Here is a 17,924-nt window from a genome sequence, read left to right on the forward strand (position 1 = left end):
AACCGAAGCATCGCAGCATCCCCGGCGGAGACGTCGCGGCCCCTGGGGACACGACCGCCCCGGCACCCAGGGCGCCGGGGCGGACGGACGGCTCTCGGAGCGTCAGCGCCGAGGAGTGCCTCCCGGCGAGGTGCCGGGCGACACGGGCTCGGTCACGCCGGCGCCGTAGGGGTCGCCGGGACGGGTCGCCGGACCCGTCGGACCGGGCTGGGCGTACGGGTCGCCACCGGGGACGGCCGTCCCCTGCGGCGGCGTCGGGGCGGCCGGGGGAGCGCCGGCGTCGTGTGCACCGTCGTGCCCGTTGCCGCGCAGCCCGCTCGGGGCGTGGGCGCGGGCGTCCGCCTCGGCCCGCTCGCGACCGATCTGCATGTCGCGCCGGACCTGGTCGGACTGCTGCTGGGCCTTGCGGTACCCGGAGTTGATGAGGTCGGCGGCGGCGTCACGCCCGCCGAGACCGAAGGCGAGTGCCGAGCCCAGCGCGACCGCGCCGATCAGGGCGATGTAGGTGGCTGTGACGATCGTCTGCGCGATACCCAGCTGGTTGAGGATCATGAAGACGGCGATGGCCATGACCAGCGTCGGGGCGGCGCTGCGCGCCACCCGGCCGGTGGGGGTGTCGCCCATGGTGCGGTGCACGAGTCCGCCGACGGCGGCGGCGATCGCCGCGGCCACCAGGAAGATCAGCACGGCGGCGAGGACGTTCGGCAGGTACGAGAGCACCAGGTTCACGAACCCGGTGACCGCGGGGATGTTCAACGTGCCGACCGCGGAGACGATGACGAAGACGAGCAGCACCCACTGCACGACCAGGCCGACGAGCTTGGACGGGCTGCCGTCGGGGGAGAAGCGTCCGACGTACTCGCCGCCGCGACCGTGGGTCAGTCGCTCGTCGAGACGGACGCGCTGCAGCAGCTTCGTGATCCCGGCCCGGAGGAGCCGCGCGATGATGTAACCGATGAGCAGGACGAGCAGCGCACCGATGATGTTCGGTACGTAGTTCAGCAGGGTGGTGAAGGCATTCTGCAGGCTCTGCAGAATGTTGAATCCACCGCCTCCGGACGATTCGGGTGGCATACGGTTTCCCCGTTCTCCTCAATCGATCGTGGAATCTCCGTGGTCCCCGATCGGCGTCGGCGGTAACCGCTCCGTCCCCCGTTCGTCGTGTCCGGCCCGGCAGTACGAATGCGTCACACCACTCGATGGTGGGAGCGGGCACGCATCGGGTATCAGCGGCGGCATCCGATCCCGAGGAGGGCCATCGTGGGTGCTGTCGTCCGACTGCTCTCCGCCGTGCTCGTCGTCCGCCAGGTCGTGCGGAGCCCCGACGAGGACGCCCCGTCGCGCCGCCGACCGGACCCCGCGACCGAGGCTCCCGCCGTACCCGGGGCCCACGCCCGGTCGCCACAGGAGGTGCCGCCGCACGGGTGGTGGCAGATCGTGCGCCGCGCCTTCGCCGAGAGCAGCGCCGACAACGTGAGCATGCTCGCGGGCGGCGTCGCCTTCTTCGGCTTCCTCGCGATCATCCCGGCGCTCATCGCCCTCGTCTCGCTCTACGGGCTCGTCGCCGACCCTGCGCAGGTCGCGTCGACCATCGAGGGCCTCACCGCGGCGCTGCCGGCGAGCGCCCGGGACCTGGTCGTCGGCCAGATCGCGTCGGTCGTGAATGCCAGCACCGGGAGCCTGACCACCGGACTCGTCATCGCGGTGCTCGCCGCCCTGTTCAGCGCGTCGAGCGGCACGCAGAACCTCATGGCGGCGATCAACATCGCCTACGACGAGAGCGAAGGGCGCGGCGCCGTGAAGCTGCGGGCCCTCGCGCTGGCGCTGACGGTCGGGGCGGTCCTGTTCGTCGTCGTGGCCATCGCGCTCGTGGCCGTCGCCCCGGTCCTGCTCGACGGGCTCGGGACGGCCGGCCGGATCCTCGCGCAGGTCGTGCGCTGGGTCCTGCTCGTCGGGCTCGTCGTGCTCGGGCTGGCCGTGGTGTACCGCGTGGCCCCCGACCGCGACGCTCCCCGCTTCCGCTGGGTGACCCCGGGTTCCGTCGTCGCGACCCTGCTGTGGATCGTCGGCAGCGTGGCCTTCAGCCTCTACGTCGACAACTTCGGCAGCTACAACAAGACCTACGGCGCCCTCGCCGGCGTCGTCGTGTTCCTGCTGTGGCTCTACCTGACCAGCTACATCGTGTTGCTCGGCGCCGAGGTGAACTCGGAGGCCGAGTACCAGACGGAGCAGGACACCACCCGTGGGCGCCCGCAGCCGATGGGCTCCCGAGGTGCGGCCAAGGCGGACGACGCCGTCGACGCCTGAGGGGGGTCACCGCGGGACGCTTCGGTATCCGAAGCGTCCGCCCGGTCACCCTCGGCCCCACCCCGCCCGGAGTTGGGCGTCGATGCCCTCCGCGCCGTCGGTGCGGTTGTCGACCGCGAGGTGGGGCACGGGCGGCGGGACGTCCGGCTGCATCCTCGCGGCGAAGGCGTCGAAGGACGCGAGCTTGCCCGCGTCGTGGGCCCGGCCCCGCGACGCGATCCGCCGGCGCAGGGTGGCGGCGTCCGACGCGACCCAGACCAGGTGCACGGGCTCGCCGCCGAGCTCGTCCACCCACGCCCGCCAGCGCCCGACGTCCCGGATCTGGCCCGTGAACGGTGCGCTGAGCACGACCGGGCAGCCGCGGGTGCGGACCTCCCGGGCGACGGCGGTCATCCCGCCGTACTCGTGCACCTTGACGTGCTCGTCGTACCAGGATCCCTCGCGCTCGCCGGATGGACGACCGGCCGCTGCCAGGGTCGCCGACACGAAGCCGCCGTACATCGTGTCCTTGTCCAGCAGCGCCGGCACGGGCCGCAGCATGGCCAGCAGCCGGTCGGCCACCGTCGACTTCCCCGACCCGGGCGGTCCCGCGACCACCCAGACGTCCGCCGGCTCAGGCACGCCGGAAGGAGGGGTAGCCGGCGTCCGCCTCGCGCAGGCAACGCTCCCGGTAGAGGCCGACGCCGCCTGCGTAGTCGGACGACGCCGCGACGGGCATCCTGCCCGCCACCTCGTGGTGGTGGGCGATCCAGGCGTCCTCGCCCGCCGCCGTGGCCTCCAGGGTGTCGAGGCCCGCAGCGCGCAGGTCGGCGATCGCCTGCGCGATCCACTCGACCTGCACCTGCCGGCAGGTCGTCATGAGGCACCGGTCCGACGGCGGCGTGAGCGGGGCCGCGGTGGTGAACAGGTTCGGGTAGCCGCGCTTCGCGAGCCCCAGCGTGCTGCGCGGCTGTGCTCCCCGGTCCTGGCTGCCCCACTCCTCGGCCAGCACCCGCCCGCCGCGCCCGCGCACGTCGACCCGCGTCAGGGCGTCCGGTCCACCGTCGAACGTCGAGGTCACGACGATCACGTCCAGCGCGTGCACCGTGCCGTCGGACAGCTCGATCCCCTCGGGCACGAGGCGGTCGATCGGCGTGTGCCCGAGGTCGACGAGGTCGACGTCGTCGCGGCCGAACACCTCGAGGTAGCCGGCGTCCAGGCGCACGGGCCGCACGCCGAACCCGCCCCGCGGCACGAGCACGTCGGCGAGGCCGGGATCGGGCAGCCGGGCCCGCATCGCCGCGCGCACGGCCTCTCCCGCGTCCCCGGGCGCGCCGAGGGCACCCGTCCACGCCGATCTCGTCCCGTCACCCGGCGCCGGCGGGCGCTCCTCGTCGCCGGTCAGGGTGTGGACGACCGTGTCGCGGAGCTCGGCGAACCGGCTCCGGTAGGCGTCCCGCTCCCGCCAGCCGAACACCGGGTTCGCGCGGGGCAGGAGGTCGACGGGACCGGTCGCGAAGACCGTCAGCCGGGACACCCGGTCGACGATCGTCGGCACGAGCTGGACCGCCGCCGCGCCGCTCCCGAGGACGCCGACCCGTCGCCCGGCGAGGTCGTACCGGCCCTCCGGCCACCGCGCGGTGTCGAGGACCTGCCCCGCGAAGTCGCCACCGATCAGGTCGATCGTCCGCTCCGGCAGCACCCCCGTGCAGGCGACGACGAACCGGGCGTCGAGGATCTCGCCACTGTCGGTGCGCACGGTCCAGCGGCCGCGCTCCTTGTCGAGGTGCAGGTCGACGACCCGGGTGCGCAGGCGGATGTCGCGGCGCAGGTCGAGCCGGTCGGCGACGAAGCGCAGCCACCGCTGCACCTCGTAGCCGGCGGGGTAGCGCTCGCTCCAGCCCCAGTCGCGGTAGAGCTGCTCGGAGAACAGGTACTGGTACCCGGGGCCCTCGGAGTCGAGGTGGGAGCCAGGGTAGCCGTGCCACCACCACGAGCCCCCGATGTCGTCGGCGGCGTCGTAGGCGCGCACGCGCAGACCCTGCGCGCGCAGCAGGTGCAGCTGGTACAGCCCCGCGACGCCCGCGCCGATGACGACGGCGTCGAGCTCCTCGACCGTCACCGCAGCACCAGCGGGCCCGGCGGCGTCGGCGTGGCGCCGTCCTCGGGCCGGACGAGGTGGACGGAGACGTCGACCGTCACCGCTCCGCCCCCGTCCCGCGCGAACTCGAGGATCATGAAGTGGTCACGGCACGGGTCGCCGGAGCCGCGGAGCGGGTCGGAGTACGTGGCGGTGCCCAGCGGCTCACCGTCCAGCGGGAACGGGCTGGTGTGCGCGGGCCCGTCGCCCTCGGGTCCGGCCCCGAAGTGGTTGCCGGCGGCGGGCAGCAGCGTCAGGGGCGAGGAGACGAGCTCGTGGAGCACGTGCGAGCGGTCCGTCAGCGTCACCCGGGCGTAGCGGGCGTAGTGGATGTCCCCGGAGAGGATCAGGACGTCGTGGGCCGCCGAGGCGAGCGCGTCGCACAGCCGCCGGTACTGGTCGCCGTGATCGGGCAGGCCGCGGTCGAGGATCCGCGGGAAGAAGCCCCGGGCCGGGGCGAGCAGCGGCTGGCCCGTCACGAGCACGCCCGGCACGTCCAGTCCGCGGATCCACGCGAGCAGCTCCCGGAAGTCCTCCTCGGCCATGAACCTCTCGACCCGGCTCCACGGCCACGTCGGGCGCTGCCGGCGAACGCGGGTGTCGGCCATGAAGAAGGCGAGCTCGCGGCGGTCCGCCCCGATGTCGAACCCGAGGGTGTGCTGGGTGTCCTGCACCTTGTGCAGGAAGTCGCGGGCGTGGAGCTCCCACCGCTCCCGGGTGCGGCGCCGGAGCAGGGTGATCCAGACGAGCGGGTTGGCCGGGTAGTTGTTCCAGAACTCGTGGTCGTCGGTGACGAAGAAGTTCCCGCCGTGCGCGAGCAGGTGATTGAGCTTGTCCCACGTCCGCGAGTAGGTCCGCGAGATGTGCCGCTTCATCCGCGACTGACCCATCGGCAGCAGGAAGTCGCGGTACGGCGCGTCGAGGTAGACCTGGTCGCCGACGAGGAACTTCACGTCCGGCCGCAGACCCGACCGGCGCACGTCCCGGTAGCGCGCCGCGACGCGCCCGGTCGGCTCGCTCGACGGCGGCCCCGTACGGAGCAGGCTCGACAGCGCCACCCACGCCCGCCGCAGCCGGCGGCCGACGTCCAGGGTGGGTCGCGCCCACCGCGGCGGCTGGGCGCGGGTGAGCAGGGAATCGGGCTCGTCGCGGTCCTCGCAGTAGCAGGATGCGAGGAGCACGCGGAACGGCTGGTCGCGCAACGATGTCGGCAACGTCCGAAAGCTCGCCACGATGCGGTCGCCGTCCTCGCGCGACCACCCGCTGCGCCGGGGCAGGTACCAGACGGTGTACTCCGTGCCCGGCGCCAGCTCGGCGAGGTCGACGAACCAGATGCGGGTGTCGGTGCTGCGCGGGGCGACGTTCGTCATGAGGTGGTCGGGATCGTGCTGGTCCGGCGACCAGGCGTGGACGACCTGCTCGCCGTCACGCACCTCGAGCGACCAGCGCCGTTCCTTGAGCTCGGCCTGGATCCAGAGCCGCGCGCCGGAGACGGTCGGGCGGTGGATCACGACCTGCATGCCGGCATCCTGCCGCGCCCCGGCGGGCGCGGCATCCTGCCGCGCCCGCCGGGGCGCGCGGCGAGGCGCTACGGCACCGGGGCCTCGCTCGCCGTCCCGGAGGTCGCCGGGGAGACCGCGGCCACCGGCATCCCCGGCCTCTGCGACCGTCGGACGGGTCGGGGGGTGGGCGCGGGGGTCGGCGGCGCGGCGAGCTCGTCCCGCAACGCCTCGCGCCAGGCACGGCGCGGGTCGGCCGAGCGGATCTCGGCGAGAGGCTCGCGCAGCTCGTCGAGCTGGCGGCGGACCTCGGCGAGATCGGCGGCCTCGCCGACCTGGTCCTTGACCGCCGTCGCGTACTGCTTGGCCTGGGTGACCATCCCGGCCACCGCGCGGATCGCGGCCGGGAGCCGCTCCGGGCCGATCACGAAGAAGCCGACCAGGGCGAGCAGCAGCAGCTCACCCATGCTCATCCCGAACACGGCTACGTCACCTCCTTCTCGAGGGGCGAGGGCTGGTCGTCGTCGAGGTCCTCCCAGCCCGGGTCGCGCCGGGCGCGACGACGGTCGTGCAGCCGGCAGACCTGGGTGGCGGCCTCGAGCAGCACGCAGAGCGCGGCGCCCAGCACCGCCATGGAGATCGGGTCGCCCCCGGGCGTGGCGACGCCGGCGAACAGGAACGCGCCGAAGATCATGCCCCGGCGCCAGCTCGCCAGCTTCCGGTAGGACACGACCCCGACGCGGTTGAGCATGATCACCACGAGCGGGGTGAGGAACGCGACGCCGAAGACCACCATCAGCGAGAGGACGAGGGAGTAGTACTCGTCGCCGCGGAGCGCCGTGGTCTGCACGCTGTTGCCGACCATGAGCAGGAACCCGAGGGCCTCGGCGACGACGAGGTACGCGATCACCGCGCCCCCCGCGAAGAGCACCGAGGCGCTGCTGACGAACAGCACCGCGCCCCGTCGCTCGTTCCGCCGCAGCCCGGGGGTGACGAACGCCCACAGCTGCCCGAGCCACCCCGGCGAGGACAGGACCACGCCGGCGGTGATCGCGACCTTCAGCCGCAGGACGAACTGGTCGAACGGCCCGGTGGCGAGCAGCCGGCACTCGCCGGCCCCCAACCCGGCGCGCGCCGACGACGGCAGGGAGCAGTAGGGCTCGAGCAGCAGGGAACCCAGGGTGGGCGCCCCGAACACCGCGTTCTCGTACCAGACGAACCCGGCCACCGTGCCGACCGCGACCGCGAGCAGCGCCCAGGCCAGACGGCGACGCAGCTCGAGCAGGTGGTCGAGCACCGACATCGTGGCGTCGGGATTCCGGCGCCGCCGGCCGGGCCACCACCGGCTCGACCGCATCCGCCGCAGGTCCGGCACGGCCTAGACCGTCGAGGCGTCGGTGGACCTCGCCGGGGCGGCGTCGGCCGACGGCGTCGTGCCGGCACGCCGCGCGGACCCGGTCTCGACCGCGGCGGGCGCCCCCGCGGAGGCCTCCGCCGGCGACGAGGACTCGCCGTCGTCGGTCAGAGCCTTGGTCTCGGCCTTGAAGATGCGCAGCGACCGGCCGATGCCGCGGGCGGCGTCGGGCATGCGCTTGGCGCCGAAGAGCAGCAGGACGACGACGAGGATGACCAGCCAGTGGGTGGGGCTGAGGGCTCCGGTCATGACGGTTCCTTCCGGGGGACGAACGGGGGAGCGGGCAGAGACGGGACGGACGGGGAGCAGTGGTCACATGTTCTCGGCGCCCTGCTTGATGGCCTCCCGGATGCGGGAGTACGTGCCGCAGGCGCACATGTTGCGGATCTCGTCGATGTCGTCGTCGGTGATCGATCCGCCGTCGGCCTTGACCTTCTTGACCAGGTCGACGGCCGCCATGATCTGGCCGGGTTGGCAGTAGCCGCACTGCGGGACGTCGCGGTCGATCCACGCCTCCTGCATCGGGTGCAGGTCGGCGCCGACGGTGTCCGGGAGGCCCTCGATCGTGGTGACCTCGTCGGTGGGCTGGATCGCGCTGACCGGCACCGAGCAGGGGTTGAACGCCCGGCCGTTGATGTGGCTGGTGCAGGCCTTGCAGACGTTGATGCCGCAGCCGTACTTGGGCCCGGTGATGCCGAGGACGTCGCGCAGCACCCAGAGCAGGCGCACGTCGTCCTCAATGTCGACGGTCACGGGGCGGCCGTTGACCTTGAAGGTGCGGGGAGGCATGCGGGGCTCCTCAGCTCGCGGGGTTGAACGCCGGACCGGCCGCGGACGGCGTCGGGTACGCCGTGAGGCCGTCCGTGGGGGACGGGGGCAGCGGCGGGACGAACTTCTTCACCTCGAAGGGCACGTCCTTGGTGTGGCCGATCGGGAAGCTCGTCGGCATCTCCCCGACGGCGCGGGCGTAGGCGCAGGCCACGGCGGCCGTGGCCGCACCCACGGCGAGCTCGCCGGCGCCGCCGGGACGGTCACCGCTCGGGGGCATGACGATCACGTCGATCTCCGGCGGGGCGTTCCAGTGGCGGGTGTAGCGGTAGTCGTCCCAGCTGCCCTCGAGGAAGTTGCCGTCGCGCAGGTGCAGGCTGCCGGTGAACACGTGGGAGATCCCGGTCATGACCCCGCCCTCCATCTGGGCCTTGAGGCCGAGCGGGTTGATCGCCAGTCCGACGTCGACCGCCACGGTGACCTTGCGGACCCGCGGGCCGGTGGTGGCGCCGCGGATCTCGCGCTCGGCGGTCTCGGGCCGGGTGTCGACCTCGGCGAGGATGGCCACCGAGCCCTTGTACTCGTTGTGCACGACGACGCCCTGGGCGACGCCCTCGGGCAGGTCCCGGCCCCAGTCGCCCTCGTCCCGGACCGCCTCCAGGACGGCCTTGGCCCGCTCGTCCTCGACGCGGTTCAGGCGGAACTCCATCGGGTCCTCGCCGAGCTTCGCGGCGAGCTGGTCGACCATGAGCTCCTGGGCGGGCCGGAAGTCCTGGTTGTTGAGGTTGCGGACGCTGCCGGTGGCGAAGCGGTCGAAGTCGAAGATCTCGTTGTAGCCGAACACGATCGCGCCGAGGTCGTACGGCACGCTCGCGGTCAGGAGGAAGACGGTCTGCGAGAGCGTGAGCTCGTTGGCGAACGGCAGCTTCGCCGCCTGCGACGTGATCATGTCGCCGAGGGACTCGGTGTAGTCGGTGGCGACGCTCGTCTGCCGCTGCTCGAAGCTCACGACCTCGCCGAGGCTCGGGCTGTAGGTGGCCTTCACCCGCGAGATGCACATCGGGTGGACGCGGCCGGCCCGGCACTCGTCGGCGCGGTGCCACATGAGTCGCACGGGCTTGCCGATCTCCTGCGACACGCGCGCGGCGTCGAGCGCGGCGTCGCTGAAGAGTCGGCGGCCGAAGGCGCCGCCGCCGCGGGGGACGTGGACGGTGACCTGGGCCGGGGTCATGCCGAGGACCTGGGCGAGCTGGCTCTGGGTGACGATCGGGATCTGGCTGGGGGTCCAGACCTCCGCCTCGCCGTCGCGGACGTCGGCGATGGCGACGTTGGGCTCCATCGCGGCGTTGCTGCGCCAGTAGAAGACGAACTCCTGCTCGAGCGCCTCGACCGGGCCGACCTCCCCGAGGGCGTCGGTCGCGAGGGGGACCACCCCGCCCACCTCGTCCAGCGGGGTCGGCGAGGGCAGGTTGGCCGGCGCGTCGGCCGCGCGCAGCTGCTCGAGGATCGTCTCGTCCGACTCGTCGTCGACGTTGCCCCCGCCCCAGGTGATGTCCAGAGCGTTGACCGCGTCGATGCACTGCCCGAAGGTCCGGGCGCGCACCGCGACCGCGGACGAGGTGGTGCCCCGGCCGGGCTCGGCGTCGGTGGAGATCTCGACGACGTCGGTGACGCCGGGCATGGTGCGGACCTGGTCGAGGTTGTTGACCGACTCCACGGTCCCCTTGATCGTCGGCGGCCGGGCGATCATGGTCGGCAGCGCCTCGGGGACGTCGAGGTCCATCGTGTAGTTCTTGCGGCCGGTCACGGCGGCGACGACGTCGTCGCGGCGCGTGTCGGTCCCGATGATCTCGAACTCGTCGACGGGCTTGAGCTCGGTGATCGCCTCCCGCGTCACGGAGTTCGCCGCCGCGGCGGCCAGCTCGGCGAACGGCACGCTCGATCCGGCGGTGGAGAGCACCCGACCGCCGGTGGTGCGGAGGTTCTCGGCCTCGTCGCCGAGGATCGTCGCCGCCGCCTCGACCAACCGGCCCCGGGCCAGCGCCGCCGCCACCCGGACCGGCGTGTAGATGGAGATCACCGACGCCGACCCCTGGGTCTGCTGGTTGAACAGCAGCTCGGGCCGCGCGTCGGCGAGGGTGACGTTGACGTCGGAGACGTCGATGCCCATCTCCTCGGCGATGAGCACCGCCGCCGTCGTCGTGATGCCCTGGCCGCTCTCGGCCCGCGGGATGCTGAACGAGACGGTGCCGTCCTCGTTGACGACGATGGTGATGAGGTTCGCCGTCGCGCGGGTGGAGTCCAGCAGCAGGTCGGACAGGTCGTAGACCTCCGACACCTCCGGGGTGGGGGAGGGCAGGGCGTTGGCCTCGAGGACCGAGTCGGCGGTCAGCTTCACGCCGACGGCGAGGGTCGGGGCCGCGATCAGGTACCCGAGGAAGCGGCGACGCTCCATGCCGGCGACGGTGGGCCGCGTCCGGTCCGCCGGTCGGCGGGACGGTCGCGGGGCGGAGCGGTGCTTGGCCGGCATCGCAATCCTTTCGGCGTTCGTAGAGCCGTTCGTTGTAGTCCGTAGCGCTTTAAGGACTAACGACTTGGGTTACGAAACCGTAACGGACCCCTGTCAAGATCATTAAACTGTGTCGGCCAACAACGTTGACCACGGCTCTGAACAGGACTTTTGTCGCGAAACCGGATCTCGGCGCGGGTGCCCGGCGGCGAGGGGAGCGCAGGCCGGCCGGTGTGGGCCAGGATCGGGACTCCACACGTCCCTCCACCCCCGACGGGCCTGCCGATGCGCTACGACGACGACGCCCAGCTCGACGCCTCCGAGGTCACGGACACCCGTGGGCAGGGCGCCGGTTCCGGCTCGGGCTTCGGGGGACTCGGCGGGGGCGGGGGCGGGGGCGGGGGCCTCCTGCCGCTGCTGATCGGTCTGCTCTTCCGCGGGCGCAGCGGCAAGGTCAGCTGGGTCCTCATCGTCGTCGTGGTCGTCGGCTTCCTCGCCGTGACGTTCCTCGGCGGCGGGGGAGGGACGGGCTCGTCGATCGCGGGCGGGTTCGGCGAGCCCGGCGGGCCGGCGGTGGCGGGCACGTCGGAGCTGGCGAGCGAGTGCCGTACCGGCGCGGACGCCAACACCAACCCCGACTGCGCGATCGTCGCCGACATCAACTCGATCCAGGCGTACTGGACGGGCGGCGGCTACGCGCAGATCGCGTCGAGGGTGCGGGGCGCGCAGCCGCGCTACCAGAACGTCGACACCGTGTTCTTCAGCGGCCGGGTGAACACCCGCTGCGGCAGCGCCGACTCCAGCTCCGGGCCGTTCTACTGCCCGACCGACGACCTCGTGTACATCGACCTGACCTTCTACGACCAGCTGCGCCAGCAGTTCGGTGCCCAGGGCGGACCGCTGGCCAACGCGTACGTGCTCGCCCACGAGTACGGCCACCACGTCCAGGACCAGCTCGGCACCCTGAGCAGCACCGAGGCCGCGTCCGCGCGGCAGGGCGCGTCGTCCGCGGCGGTGCGCGTCGAGCTGCAGGCCGACTGCTACGCCGGCGTCTGGATGAACAACGCGACCCGGCCGCAGGGCGGGCGACCCGCGTTCATCACCGAGATCACCCGGGCCGACCTGGACACCGCGGTCGACGCCGCGACGCGCATCGGCGACGACTACATCCAGGGCCAACTCGGCGGCGGCACCGTCGACCCCGATTCGTTCACCCACGGCACGTCGGCCCAGCGCAAGAAGTGGCTCACCACGGGGTTCACCACCGGCGACCCCACCCGCTGCGACACGTTCCGGACGAACGACCTGGGCTGAGCCACGGGACGGGTCAGAAGACCAGCGTCGTCCGGCCCGTGATGACGACACGGTCGGCGCAGTGCGCGGCGACGGCGCGGGCCAGCACGCTGCGCTCGACGTCGGCGCCGCGGCGGGTGATGTCGGCGACGGTGTCGCGGTGCGAGACGCGGGCGACGTCCTGCTCGATGATCGGGCCCTGGTCGAGGTCCTCGGTGACGTAGTGGGCCGTGGCGCCGACCAGCTTCACCCCGCGCTCCTTCGCCTGCGCATAGGGCCCGGCGCCGACGAAGGCCGGCAGGAACGAGTGGTGGATGTTGATCGCGGGCACGCCGAGGGCGTCGAGGAAGCCGCCGGTCAGGATCTGCATGTACCGCGCGAGGACGACGAGGTCGACGCGGCCGGCGAGCAGCTCGATCTGCTGCTTCTCGGCGATGTCCTTCGTGTCCCGGGTGATCGGAATGTGCGCGTAGGGCACGCCGAACCGGGCGACCTCGTCGGCGAGGTCGGGGTGGTTCGATACGACCTGGACGATGTCGACCCCCAGCTCGCCGCGGCGCTGCCGCCACAGCAGGTCGAGCAGGCAGTGGTCGAGCTTCGAGACGAACACCGCGACCCGCGTGCGCTCGGCGGCGATCCGCAGCCGGAAGGTGATGTCGTACCGGTCGGCCACCTCCTCGCCGAACTCGGCGGTGAGCTCCTCGAGGGCCTCCTCGAGGCCCGGCAGCCGGAAGACCAGCCGCATGACGAAGTGCCCACCCTCGGGGTCGGTGGTGTCCTGGTCGGACTGCACGATCGTCGCGTTGTGGGCGTGCAGGAACGAGCTGATCGCCGCCACCAGCCCGGGCTGGTCGCGGCAGGAGACGAGCAGCCGCCCGACATCGGTGTCACTCACCGGGCCGACCCGGCGGACCCGAGCCCCCGGAAGCCCGTGACCTCGACGGCGGAGCGGGAGCCGGCGTCGAGCAGCGCGTCCCACAGGTACTGCCCCGACGAGCGCTCGCAGTGCAGCAGGTAGGACCGGACGCCCGAGACGTCGTCGCGCACGACGTCGGTGACCACCGCTGCGACCGACGTCCGCAGCGCGGTGCCGTCGGGAGTGACGGTGTCGGCGAGGTCGATCGCGCAGACGCCGGCCAGGACGGTGGTGGCCGCGGGGCCCTGCAGCCGCATCAGCGCCCGGCCGTGGGTGAGGTCGAGGACCGAGGTGAACTCGCCGGTGCCGGCCAGGCGCTCCTCGAGGGCGGTGCGCAGCGCCGGGGCCGTGCCCGGCGCGCCGAGCGTGAGCCACTCCCCGGGAGCGGACCCGACGAGCAGCACCTCCCCGGACCCGACGTCGGTGTGCTCCGTGCGCCCGAACCGCACGCCCAGGGCCTTGCGGCTCGCGCCGTCGAAGGGGGCGCGGACGAGCACCTTCGCGAGCGGGGTCTCGTCCGAGAGCGTGGACGCGCCGGTCGCGGCCCGCGCGCTGACCTCCCACCCGTCGAGGACGGTGGCGGGGGAGGCGGCGATCGGGCTGCGGGCCACGGCGGCTGCGGTGGTCTCAGACACGCTGACGCTCTCCTTCGGGATCGACGTGGACGCGCCCGGTCACCTCGGCGACGACGTCGCGCCCGTCGGGCAGGCGAACGGTGACGCGGGTGCCGACGGCCGCGAGCTCGCGGTCGAGCTGGGCCAGCCCGATCGAGCGCCCGAGCGTCGGCGACATCCGGCTGGACGTCACGCGCCCGGCGATGCCGCCGGCGCGGTCGAGGATCTGGCTGGCCTCCGGGGGCACGATCGTCCCGTCGAGCGTGCGCAGCCCGACCAGGCGCGGGTGGGTGTCGCGGCCGTGCTGCCACACCAGTTCGGGCTTGCCGACGAAGTCCGGCTTGTCGAGCTTGATCAGCTCGTCGACACCGGCGCTGAAGCCCTGGGTCAGGCCGTCGGTGTCCTGCCCGACGATCGCGTGCCCCTTCTCGAGGCGCAGGATGCGCTGCGCCTCCACGCCGAAGGGGCGCACGCCGAGGTCCTCGCCGGCGGCCATGAGCTGCTCCCACACGTGCAGGCCGTACGCGGCCGGCACGTGGACCTCGAAGGACAGCTCGCCGGTGAACCCGATCCGCCAGAGCACGCAGTCGGCGACGCCGGCCACCGTGCCGGTGCGGACGCTCATGTAGCCGAAGGACTCGGCCCCCAGATCCAGATCGGTGAGCCGGCGGAGCAGCTCGCGCGAGCGGGGCCCGGCGACGTTGACGCTGGCGTAGGCCGTGGTCACCGGGGTGACGTGCACCTGCCACTGCGGACGCGCCGTCTGCAGCCAGCGCTCCGCCCACTCCCACACCGCGGCGGCGCCCGACGACGTCGTCGACATGAGGTAGTGCTGCTCGCCGAGGCGTCCTGTGACGCCGTCGTCGAGCACCACGCCGTCCTCGGCGCACATCACGCCGTAGCGCACGCGGCCGACGCCGAGCTTCTGCCACTTGTTGACGTAGAGCAGCTCGAGCAGCTTCGGCACGTCCGGCCCGCGGAGGTCGAGCTTGCCGATCGGGGTGACGTCGATGAGCCCGACCGTGGTGCGCACGGCCGTCACCTCGGCGGCGGGGTCGCCGTAGTGGTCGGGACGGATCCACTGGCCGGCGACGAGCGGGACCGCGCCGTGGCGCTCGTGCCACGGGTGCATCGGGGAGTACCGCACGGGTTCGCGCGGCCGGCCGGCGAGTGCGCCGAGGGTCACCGGCGCGTACATCGGGCGCCAGGTGGTCGTGCCCGTCGCGGCGATCGTGCTGCCGGTGGCCTCGGCGAGGATCGCCACGGTGTTGACCGTCTCGAGCTTGCCCTGGCCCGGTCCCATGGTGGCGGTGGTGTAGCGCTTGACGAGCTCGACCGAGTCGTAGCCCTCCGCCGCCGCGGTGACGATGTCCTTGGCCGAGACGTCCTCGGAGAGGTCGACGAAGCCGCCGGTGCCGTTCGAGAAGATCTCGGGGTGGTCGGCCACGGCCAGATCGGGGACGGTCACCGCGGTGCCCGCCGTCCGCAGCGCCCGCCGCGCCGCCTCCCGGCCCACCGCGTCGGCGTGCTCCACCACCTGCACGACGTCGCCCTCGCCGACGATCCCGCCGGCGGCCAGCACGTTCTCGGGCATGCGCGCCGGATCGGGCCGGAACCGCGCGGTGCGCGGATCGTAGACGGGGTTGTCGCCCGACTGGTTGAGCAGCGACGTCGGCGCGGTCCACCCGACGGCGGTGACGAGCAGGTCGGCCTCGATCCGGCTGCCGTCGCCCAGCTCGACCGCGCGCACCCCCTGGCGCCCGTGGGCGGCGGTGATCGTCTCGCCCCGCCGGGCGTCGACGACGGCGGCGACCTCCACGCGCGCGTCCTCGAGGTCGGCGATCGCGGCGTCGCCCTCGGGGTTCGCGGTGAGCACCACGGCGCGCTGACCGGGCTGCACCGCCCAGAGGTTGACCAGGCGCCGCACGGCGGTCGAGAGCACCACGCCGGGCAGGTCGTTGCCGGCGAAGACGTAGGGCCGCTCGATCAGCCCCGGGGCCACGACCAGCGCCCCCGCCCGGGCCTTGATCAGCCGCTCGTCGACGCCGGACAGGCTGCGCTGCACGATCGGGATCCAGTTGTCGTCGTAGCGGGCGGCGACGACGGAGTCGGTGAGGACCTCGATGCCCGGCTGCGCGGCGACCTGCGCGCGGAGATCGTGGAGCGCCGCCCGGTCGCCCGGCCCGCCCCAGCGCAGGTGCCCGCCGAGCTGGTGCTCCTCCTCGACGAGCATCACCGACGCGCCGGCGCGGGCGGCCGCGACCGCGGCGGCCATCCCCGCGGGGCCGCCGCCGGCGACCACCACGTCGGGGTGGGCGTGGCGCTTGTCGTAGTAGCCGCGGTCGGTGTCGGGCGGCACCTCACCGGCGTGCACGAAGGTGCGCAGGACCTTCTCGTACGCGGGCCACAGCCGTTCGGGCCTGATGAACGTCTTGTAGTAGAAGCCGGTGGCCAGGAACCGCCCGGCGAGCCCGTTGACGGCCTTGACGTCGAAGCGCAGCGACGGCCAGGTGTTCTGCGAGCTGACCTCGAGGCCCGGGGTGAGCAGGCGGTGCGCGCCGCGCACGTTCGGCTCGTCGCCGACCTGCACCATGGTGCCCGGGTCGAGGTAGCTCGCGGTGAGCAGCCCGCGGGGCCGGTGGTACTTGTAGCTGCGCGAGAACACGCGCTCGCCCGCGGCGGCGAGGGCCGAGACGATCGTGTCGCCGGGGTGGCCCGTGTAGCGGGTGCCGTTCCAGGTGAACCCGACGGTGCGCCGGCGGTCGATGACCTCGCCCTCGCGCGGCGGGAGACGCCGGTCGGTGGCGTCGTCGGCGCCGCGGCGTCGTGTCGTCGGCAGGATGCTCATCGGGTTCCCTCCCGGGCGACCTGTACGGCGTCCCGGACCCCGCGGACCTCGTGCGTGAGCGTGTGCCGCTCGACGACGAGCCAGCGGCGGCAGCCGGCGCCGTGGTACCAGCTCTCGGTGACCCAGCCCCGGGTGTTGGCGTGGAAGTACAGGTAGCGCCGCCACTCCTCCGGCGTCGTCGTCGCCGGGTCGGGGCGCGCGCCGCCTTCACCGGCGTACTTGAACTCGCCGGCGTTGCGGGGGCCGCACCAGGGGCACGGGAGCAGCATCACGACAGATCACCTCATGACGGGCGGAGGACGAGGGGCGCCTGCGACTAGTGGCCCACCGCGGCCGCCCCCTTCTCCCCGACGAGCCGCCCGGAGAGGAAGCGGTCCAGCCCGAAGGCCGAGATGATCTCCGGCGGCTTCTCCTCGGCGAGGCACGCCGCCATGGCCTCCCCGGAGACCGGGCCGGCCTTGAAGCCGTAGGTGCCCCACCCCACGTCGACGTAGAAGCCCTCCACCGGCGTCGGGCCCATGATCGGCGAGTAGTCCGGCGTCATGTCGCAGAGCCCGGCCCACTGCCGCAGCAGGCGCATCTTCGCCAGCGCCGGCATGAGCTCCAGGACGTGCCCGGCGATGCCCTCGGTGAACTCCAGCGAGCCGCGCATCGAGTACGACGCGAAGGGGTCGACGCTGGCGCCGAACACCAGCTCGCCGCGGTCGGACTGGCTGACGTAGACGTGCAGCGTCCCCGAGACGACGACGGTGTCGAGGAACGGGCGGACGGGTTCGGTGACCGCGGCCTGCAGCGGGAACGTCTGCACCGGCATGGCCACCCCGGCCATGTCCGAGATGAGGCTGGACCAGCCCGCGGTGGCGTTGAGGACCACCGGCGTCGCGATCCGCCCGCGGGTGGTCTGCACGCCGGTGACGCGCCCGCGCTCGACGTCGATCCCGGTGACCTCGGTCTTCTGGTGGATGTGCACGCCGTGCGCGTCGGCGGCGCGGGCGTAGCCCCACACCACCGCGTCGTGGCGGACCACGCCGCCCGGCGGGTGGTACAGCGCCCCGAGGATCGGATAGCGGGTCTCGGCCGAGGTGTCGAGGTACGGCACCAGCTCCTTGACCTCGTCCGGGCCGATCACCTCGGACTCGACGCCCTGGAGCTTGTTGACCTCGGTGCGCCAGGCCATCGTGCGCATCGACGCGTCGTTGTGCGCCAGCGTGAGGTGCCCGCGCTGGGAGAACATGACGTTGAAGTTCAGGTCCGCGGCCAGGTGCTCGTAGAGCTTCACCGAGCGGTCGTAGAAGCGCACGCCCTCGGGCGTGAGGTAGTTCGAGCGCAGGATCGAGGTGTTGCGGCCCGACCCGCCGCCGCCGATGTAGGACCTGTCCAGCACCGCGACGTTCGTCATGCCGTGGTTCTTCGCGAGGTAGTACGCCGTGGCCAGGCCGTGCACCCCGCCGCCGATGATCACGGCGTCGTAGCTGGGGCGCAGCTCCCGGTCGTGCCAGGCCCGCGGCCACTCGGAGCGCGAGAGCCCGTGGCGCAGGAGGCTCCACGCCGAGTAGCCCCGCACGCGGCCGTTGCGGTGGCCGTTGCCGTTGCCGTTCGTGCTGGTCACCCGGGGTCCTTCCAGAAGTCTCGGGCCG

At 73.0% G+C, this 17,924-nt stretch carries 16 protein-coding genes; 2 read left to right on the plus strand and 14 right to left on the minus strand.

Translation table 11 applies throughout. The features are described from left to right. Positions 1–102 precede the first annotated feature (102 nt). Positions 103–1,074: a mechanosensitive ion channel family protein gene (locus tag PH189_RS24005; RefSeq protein ID WP_274191365.1), complete on the minus strand. Its 972-nt coding sequence runs from the start codon at positions 1,072–1,074 to the stop codon at positions 103–105. A 186-nt stretch (positions 1,075–1,260) separates the two neighbouring features. Here PH189_RS24005 and PH189_RS24010 point away from each other — a divergent pair, with 186 nt between their 5' ends. Continuing rightward, positions 1,261–2,307, plus strand: a complete 1,047-nt coding sequence (locus PH189_RS24010) for a YihY/virulence factor BrkB family protein (RefSeq protein ID WP_274191366.1) — start codon at positions 1,261–1,263, stop codon at positions 2,305–2,307. Positions 2,308–2,352: 45 nt separating this feature from the next. On the opposite strand, the gene PH189_RS24015 is transcribed toward PH189_RS24010, so the two are convergent. The 8 genes from PH189_RS24015 to PH189_RS24050 all read right to left on the minus strand — a co-directional run bounded on the left by PH189_RS24015 (position 2,353) and on the right by PH189_RS24050 (position 10,562). After that, on the minus strand, positions 2,353–2,928 hold the full coding sequence (locus PH189_RS24015; RefSeq protein ID WP_274191367.1) for a P-loop nucleotide/nucleoside kinase family protein: 576 nt from the start codon (positions 2,926–2,928) through the stop codon (positions 2,353–2,355). Continuing rightward, complete coding sequence (locus PH189_RS24020) at positions 2,921–4,408, minus strand: flavin-containing monooxygenase (protein ID WP_274191368.1); 1,488 nt, start codon at positions 4,406–4,408, stop codon at positions 2,921–2,923. The genes PH189_RS24015 and PH189_RS24020 overlap by 8 nt, the downstream gene beginning before the upstream one ends. Beyond that, complete coding sequence (locus tag PH189_RS24025; protein ID WP_274191369.1) at positions 4,405–5,946, minus strand: metallophosphoesterase family protein; 1,542 nt, start codon at positions 5,944–5,946, stop codon at positions 4,405–4,407. Before PH189_RS24025 ends, PH189_RS24020 begins: the two co-directional genes overlap by 4 nt. Before the next feature lie 68 nt (positions 5,947–6,014). Beyond that, a complete protein-coding gene (tatB, locus tag PH189_RS24030; protein ID WP_274191440.1) occupies positions 6,015–6,398 on the minus strand; it encodes a Sec-independent protein translocase protein TatB in 384 nt (127 codons plus the stop codon). Positions 6,399–6,409: 11 nt separating this feature from the next. Further along, entirely contained in the window at positions 6,410–7,300 is an 891-nt protein-coding gene (gene tatC, locus PH189_RS24035) for a twin-arginine translocase subunit TatC (protein ID WP_274191370.1), read from the minus strand. Positions 7,301–7,303: 3 nt separating this feature from the next. Next, positions 7,304–7,588, minus strand: coding sequence for a Sec-independent protein translocase subunit TatA (tatA, locus tag PH189_RS24040; protein ID WP_274191371.1), 285 nt, complete (start codon positions 7,586–7,588; stop codon positions 7,304–7,306). A 63-nt stretch (positions 7,589–7,651) separates the two neighbouring features. After that, positions 7,652–8,128: a (2Fe-2S)-binding protein gene (locus PH189_RS24045; protein WP_274191372.1), complete on the minus strand. Its 477-nt coding sequence runs from the start codon at positions 8,126–8,128 to the stop codon at positions 7,652–7,654. Between the two features lie 10 nt (positions 8,129–8,138). After that, the gene (locus tag PH189_RS24050; RefSeq protein WP_274191373.1) at positions 8,139–10,562 is read right to left on the minus strand and encodes a molybdopterin cofactor-binding domain-containing protein; all 2,424 of its coding nucleotides are present in this window, start codon (positions 10,560–10,562) and stop codon (positions 8,139–8,141) included. Between the two features lie 339 nt (positions 10,563–10,901). Between PH189_RS24050 and ypfJ the strand changes: the two genes are divergently transcribed. Beyond that, complete coding sequence (gene ypfJ, locus PH189_RS24055; protein WP_274191374.1) at positions 10,902–11,930, plus strand: KPN_02809 family neutral zinc metallopeptidase; 1,029 nt, start codon at positions 10,902–10,904, stop codon at positions 11,928–11,930. 13 nt (positions 11,931–11,943) lie between these two features. On the opposite strand, the gene purU is transcribed toward ypfJ, so the two are convergent. The 5 genes from purU to PH189_RS24080 are packed head-to-tail and all read right to left on the minus strand — an operon-like array spanning position 11,944 to position 17,896. Next, positions 11,944–12,804 (minus strand): formyltetrahydrofolate deformylase, encoded by an 861-nt coding sequence (gene purU, locus PH189_RS24060; RefSeq protein ID WP_274191375.1) that lies wholly within the window; start codon positions 12,802–12,804, stop codon positions 11,944–11,946. Continuing rightward, complete coding sequence (locus PH189_RS24065; RefSeq protein ID WP_274191376.1) at positions 12,801–13,460, minus strand: sarcosine oxidase subunit gamma family protein; 660 nt, start codon at positions 13,458–13,460, stop codon at positions 12,801–12,803. Before PH189_RS24065 ends, purU begins: the two co-directional genes overlap by 4 nt. Continuing rightward, on the minus strand, positions 13,453–16,287 hold the full coding sequence (locus tag PH189_RS24070) for a 2Fe-2S iron-sulfur cluster-binding protein (protein ID WP_274191377.1): 2,835 nt from the start codon (positions 16,285–16,287) through the stop codon (positions 13,453–13,455). The genes PH189_RS24065 and PH189_RS24070 overlap by 8 nt, the downstream gene beginning before the upstream one ends. Next, positions 16,284–16,556 carry a sarcosine oxidase subunit delta gene (locus PH189_RS24075; RefSeq protein ID WP_274191441.1) on the minus strand — a complete coding sequence of 91 codons (273 nt, stop codon included), beginning with the start codon at positions 16,554–16,556 and terminating at the stop codon, positions 16,284–16,286. The genes PH189_RS24070 and PH189_RS24075 overlap by 4 nt, the downstream gene beginning before the upstream one ends. 47 nt (positions 16,557–16,603) lie before the next feature. Next, positions 16,604–17,896, minus strand: a complete 1,293-nt coding sequence (locus tag PH189_RS24080) for a sarcosine oxidase subunit beta family protein (protein ID WP_274191378.1) — start codon at positions 17,894–17,896, stop codon at positions 16,604–16,606. Positions 17,897–17,924 lie beyond the last annotated feature (28 nt).

Origin of the sequence: Actinomycetospora chibensis (assembly GCF_028737215.1) — a bacterium.
Lineage (GTDB): Bacteria > Actinomycetota > Actinomycetes > Mycobacteriales > Pseudonocardiaceae > Actinomycetospora > Actinomycetospora chibensis.

What these genes read in the sequence shown, in the direction of transcription:
- PH189_RS24005 (WP_274191365.1), bottom strand. Translation starts at nt 1,074, where the DNA reads ATGCCACCCGAATCGTCCGGAGGCGGTGGATTCAACATTCTGCAGAGC.
- PH189_RS24025 (WP_274191369.1), bottom strand. Translation starts at nt 5,946, where the DNA reads ATGCAGGTCGTGATCCACCGCCCGACCGTCTCCGGCGCGCGGCTCTGG.
- tatB (WP_274191440.1), bottom strand. Translation starts at nt 6,398, where the DNA reads ATGAGCATGGGTGAGCTGCTGCTGCTCGCCCTGGTCGGCTTCTTCGTG.
- tatA (WP_274191371.1), bottom strand. Translation starts at nt 7,588, where the DNA reads ATGACCGGAGCCCTCAGCCCCACCCACTGGCTGGTCATCCTCGTCGTC.
- PH189_RS24045 (WP_274191372.1), bottom strand. Translation starts at nt 8,128, where the DNA reads ATGCCTCCCCGCACCTTCAAGGTCAACGGCCGCCCCGTGACCGTCGAC.
- PH189_RS24050 (WP_274191373.1), bottom strand. Translation starts at nt 10,562, where the DNA reads ATGGAGCGTCGCCGCTTCCTCGGGTACCTGATCGCGGCCCCGACCCTC.
- ypfJ (WP_274191374.1), top strand. Translation starts at nt 10,902, where the DNA reads ATGCGCTACGACGACGACGCCCAGCTCGACGCCTCCGAGGTCACGGAC.
- PH189_RS24070 (WP_274191377.1), bottom strand. Translation starts at nt 16,287, where the DNA reads ATGAGCATCCTGCCGACGACACGACGCCGCGGCGCCGACGACGCCACC.
- PH189_RS24075 (WP_274191441.1), bottom strand. Translation starts at nt 16,556, where the DNA reads ATGCTGCTCCCGTGCCCCTGGTGCGGCCCCCGCAACGCCGGCGAGTTC.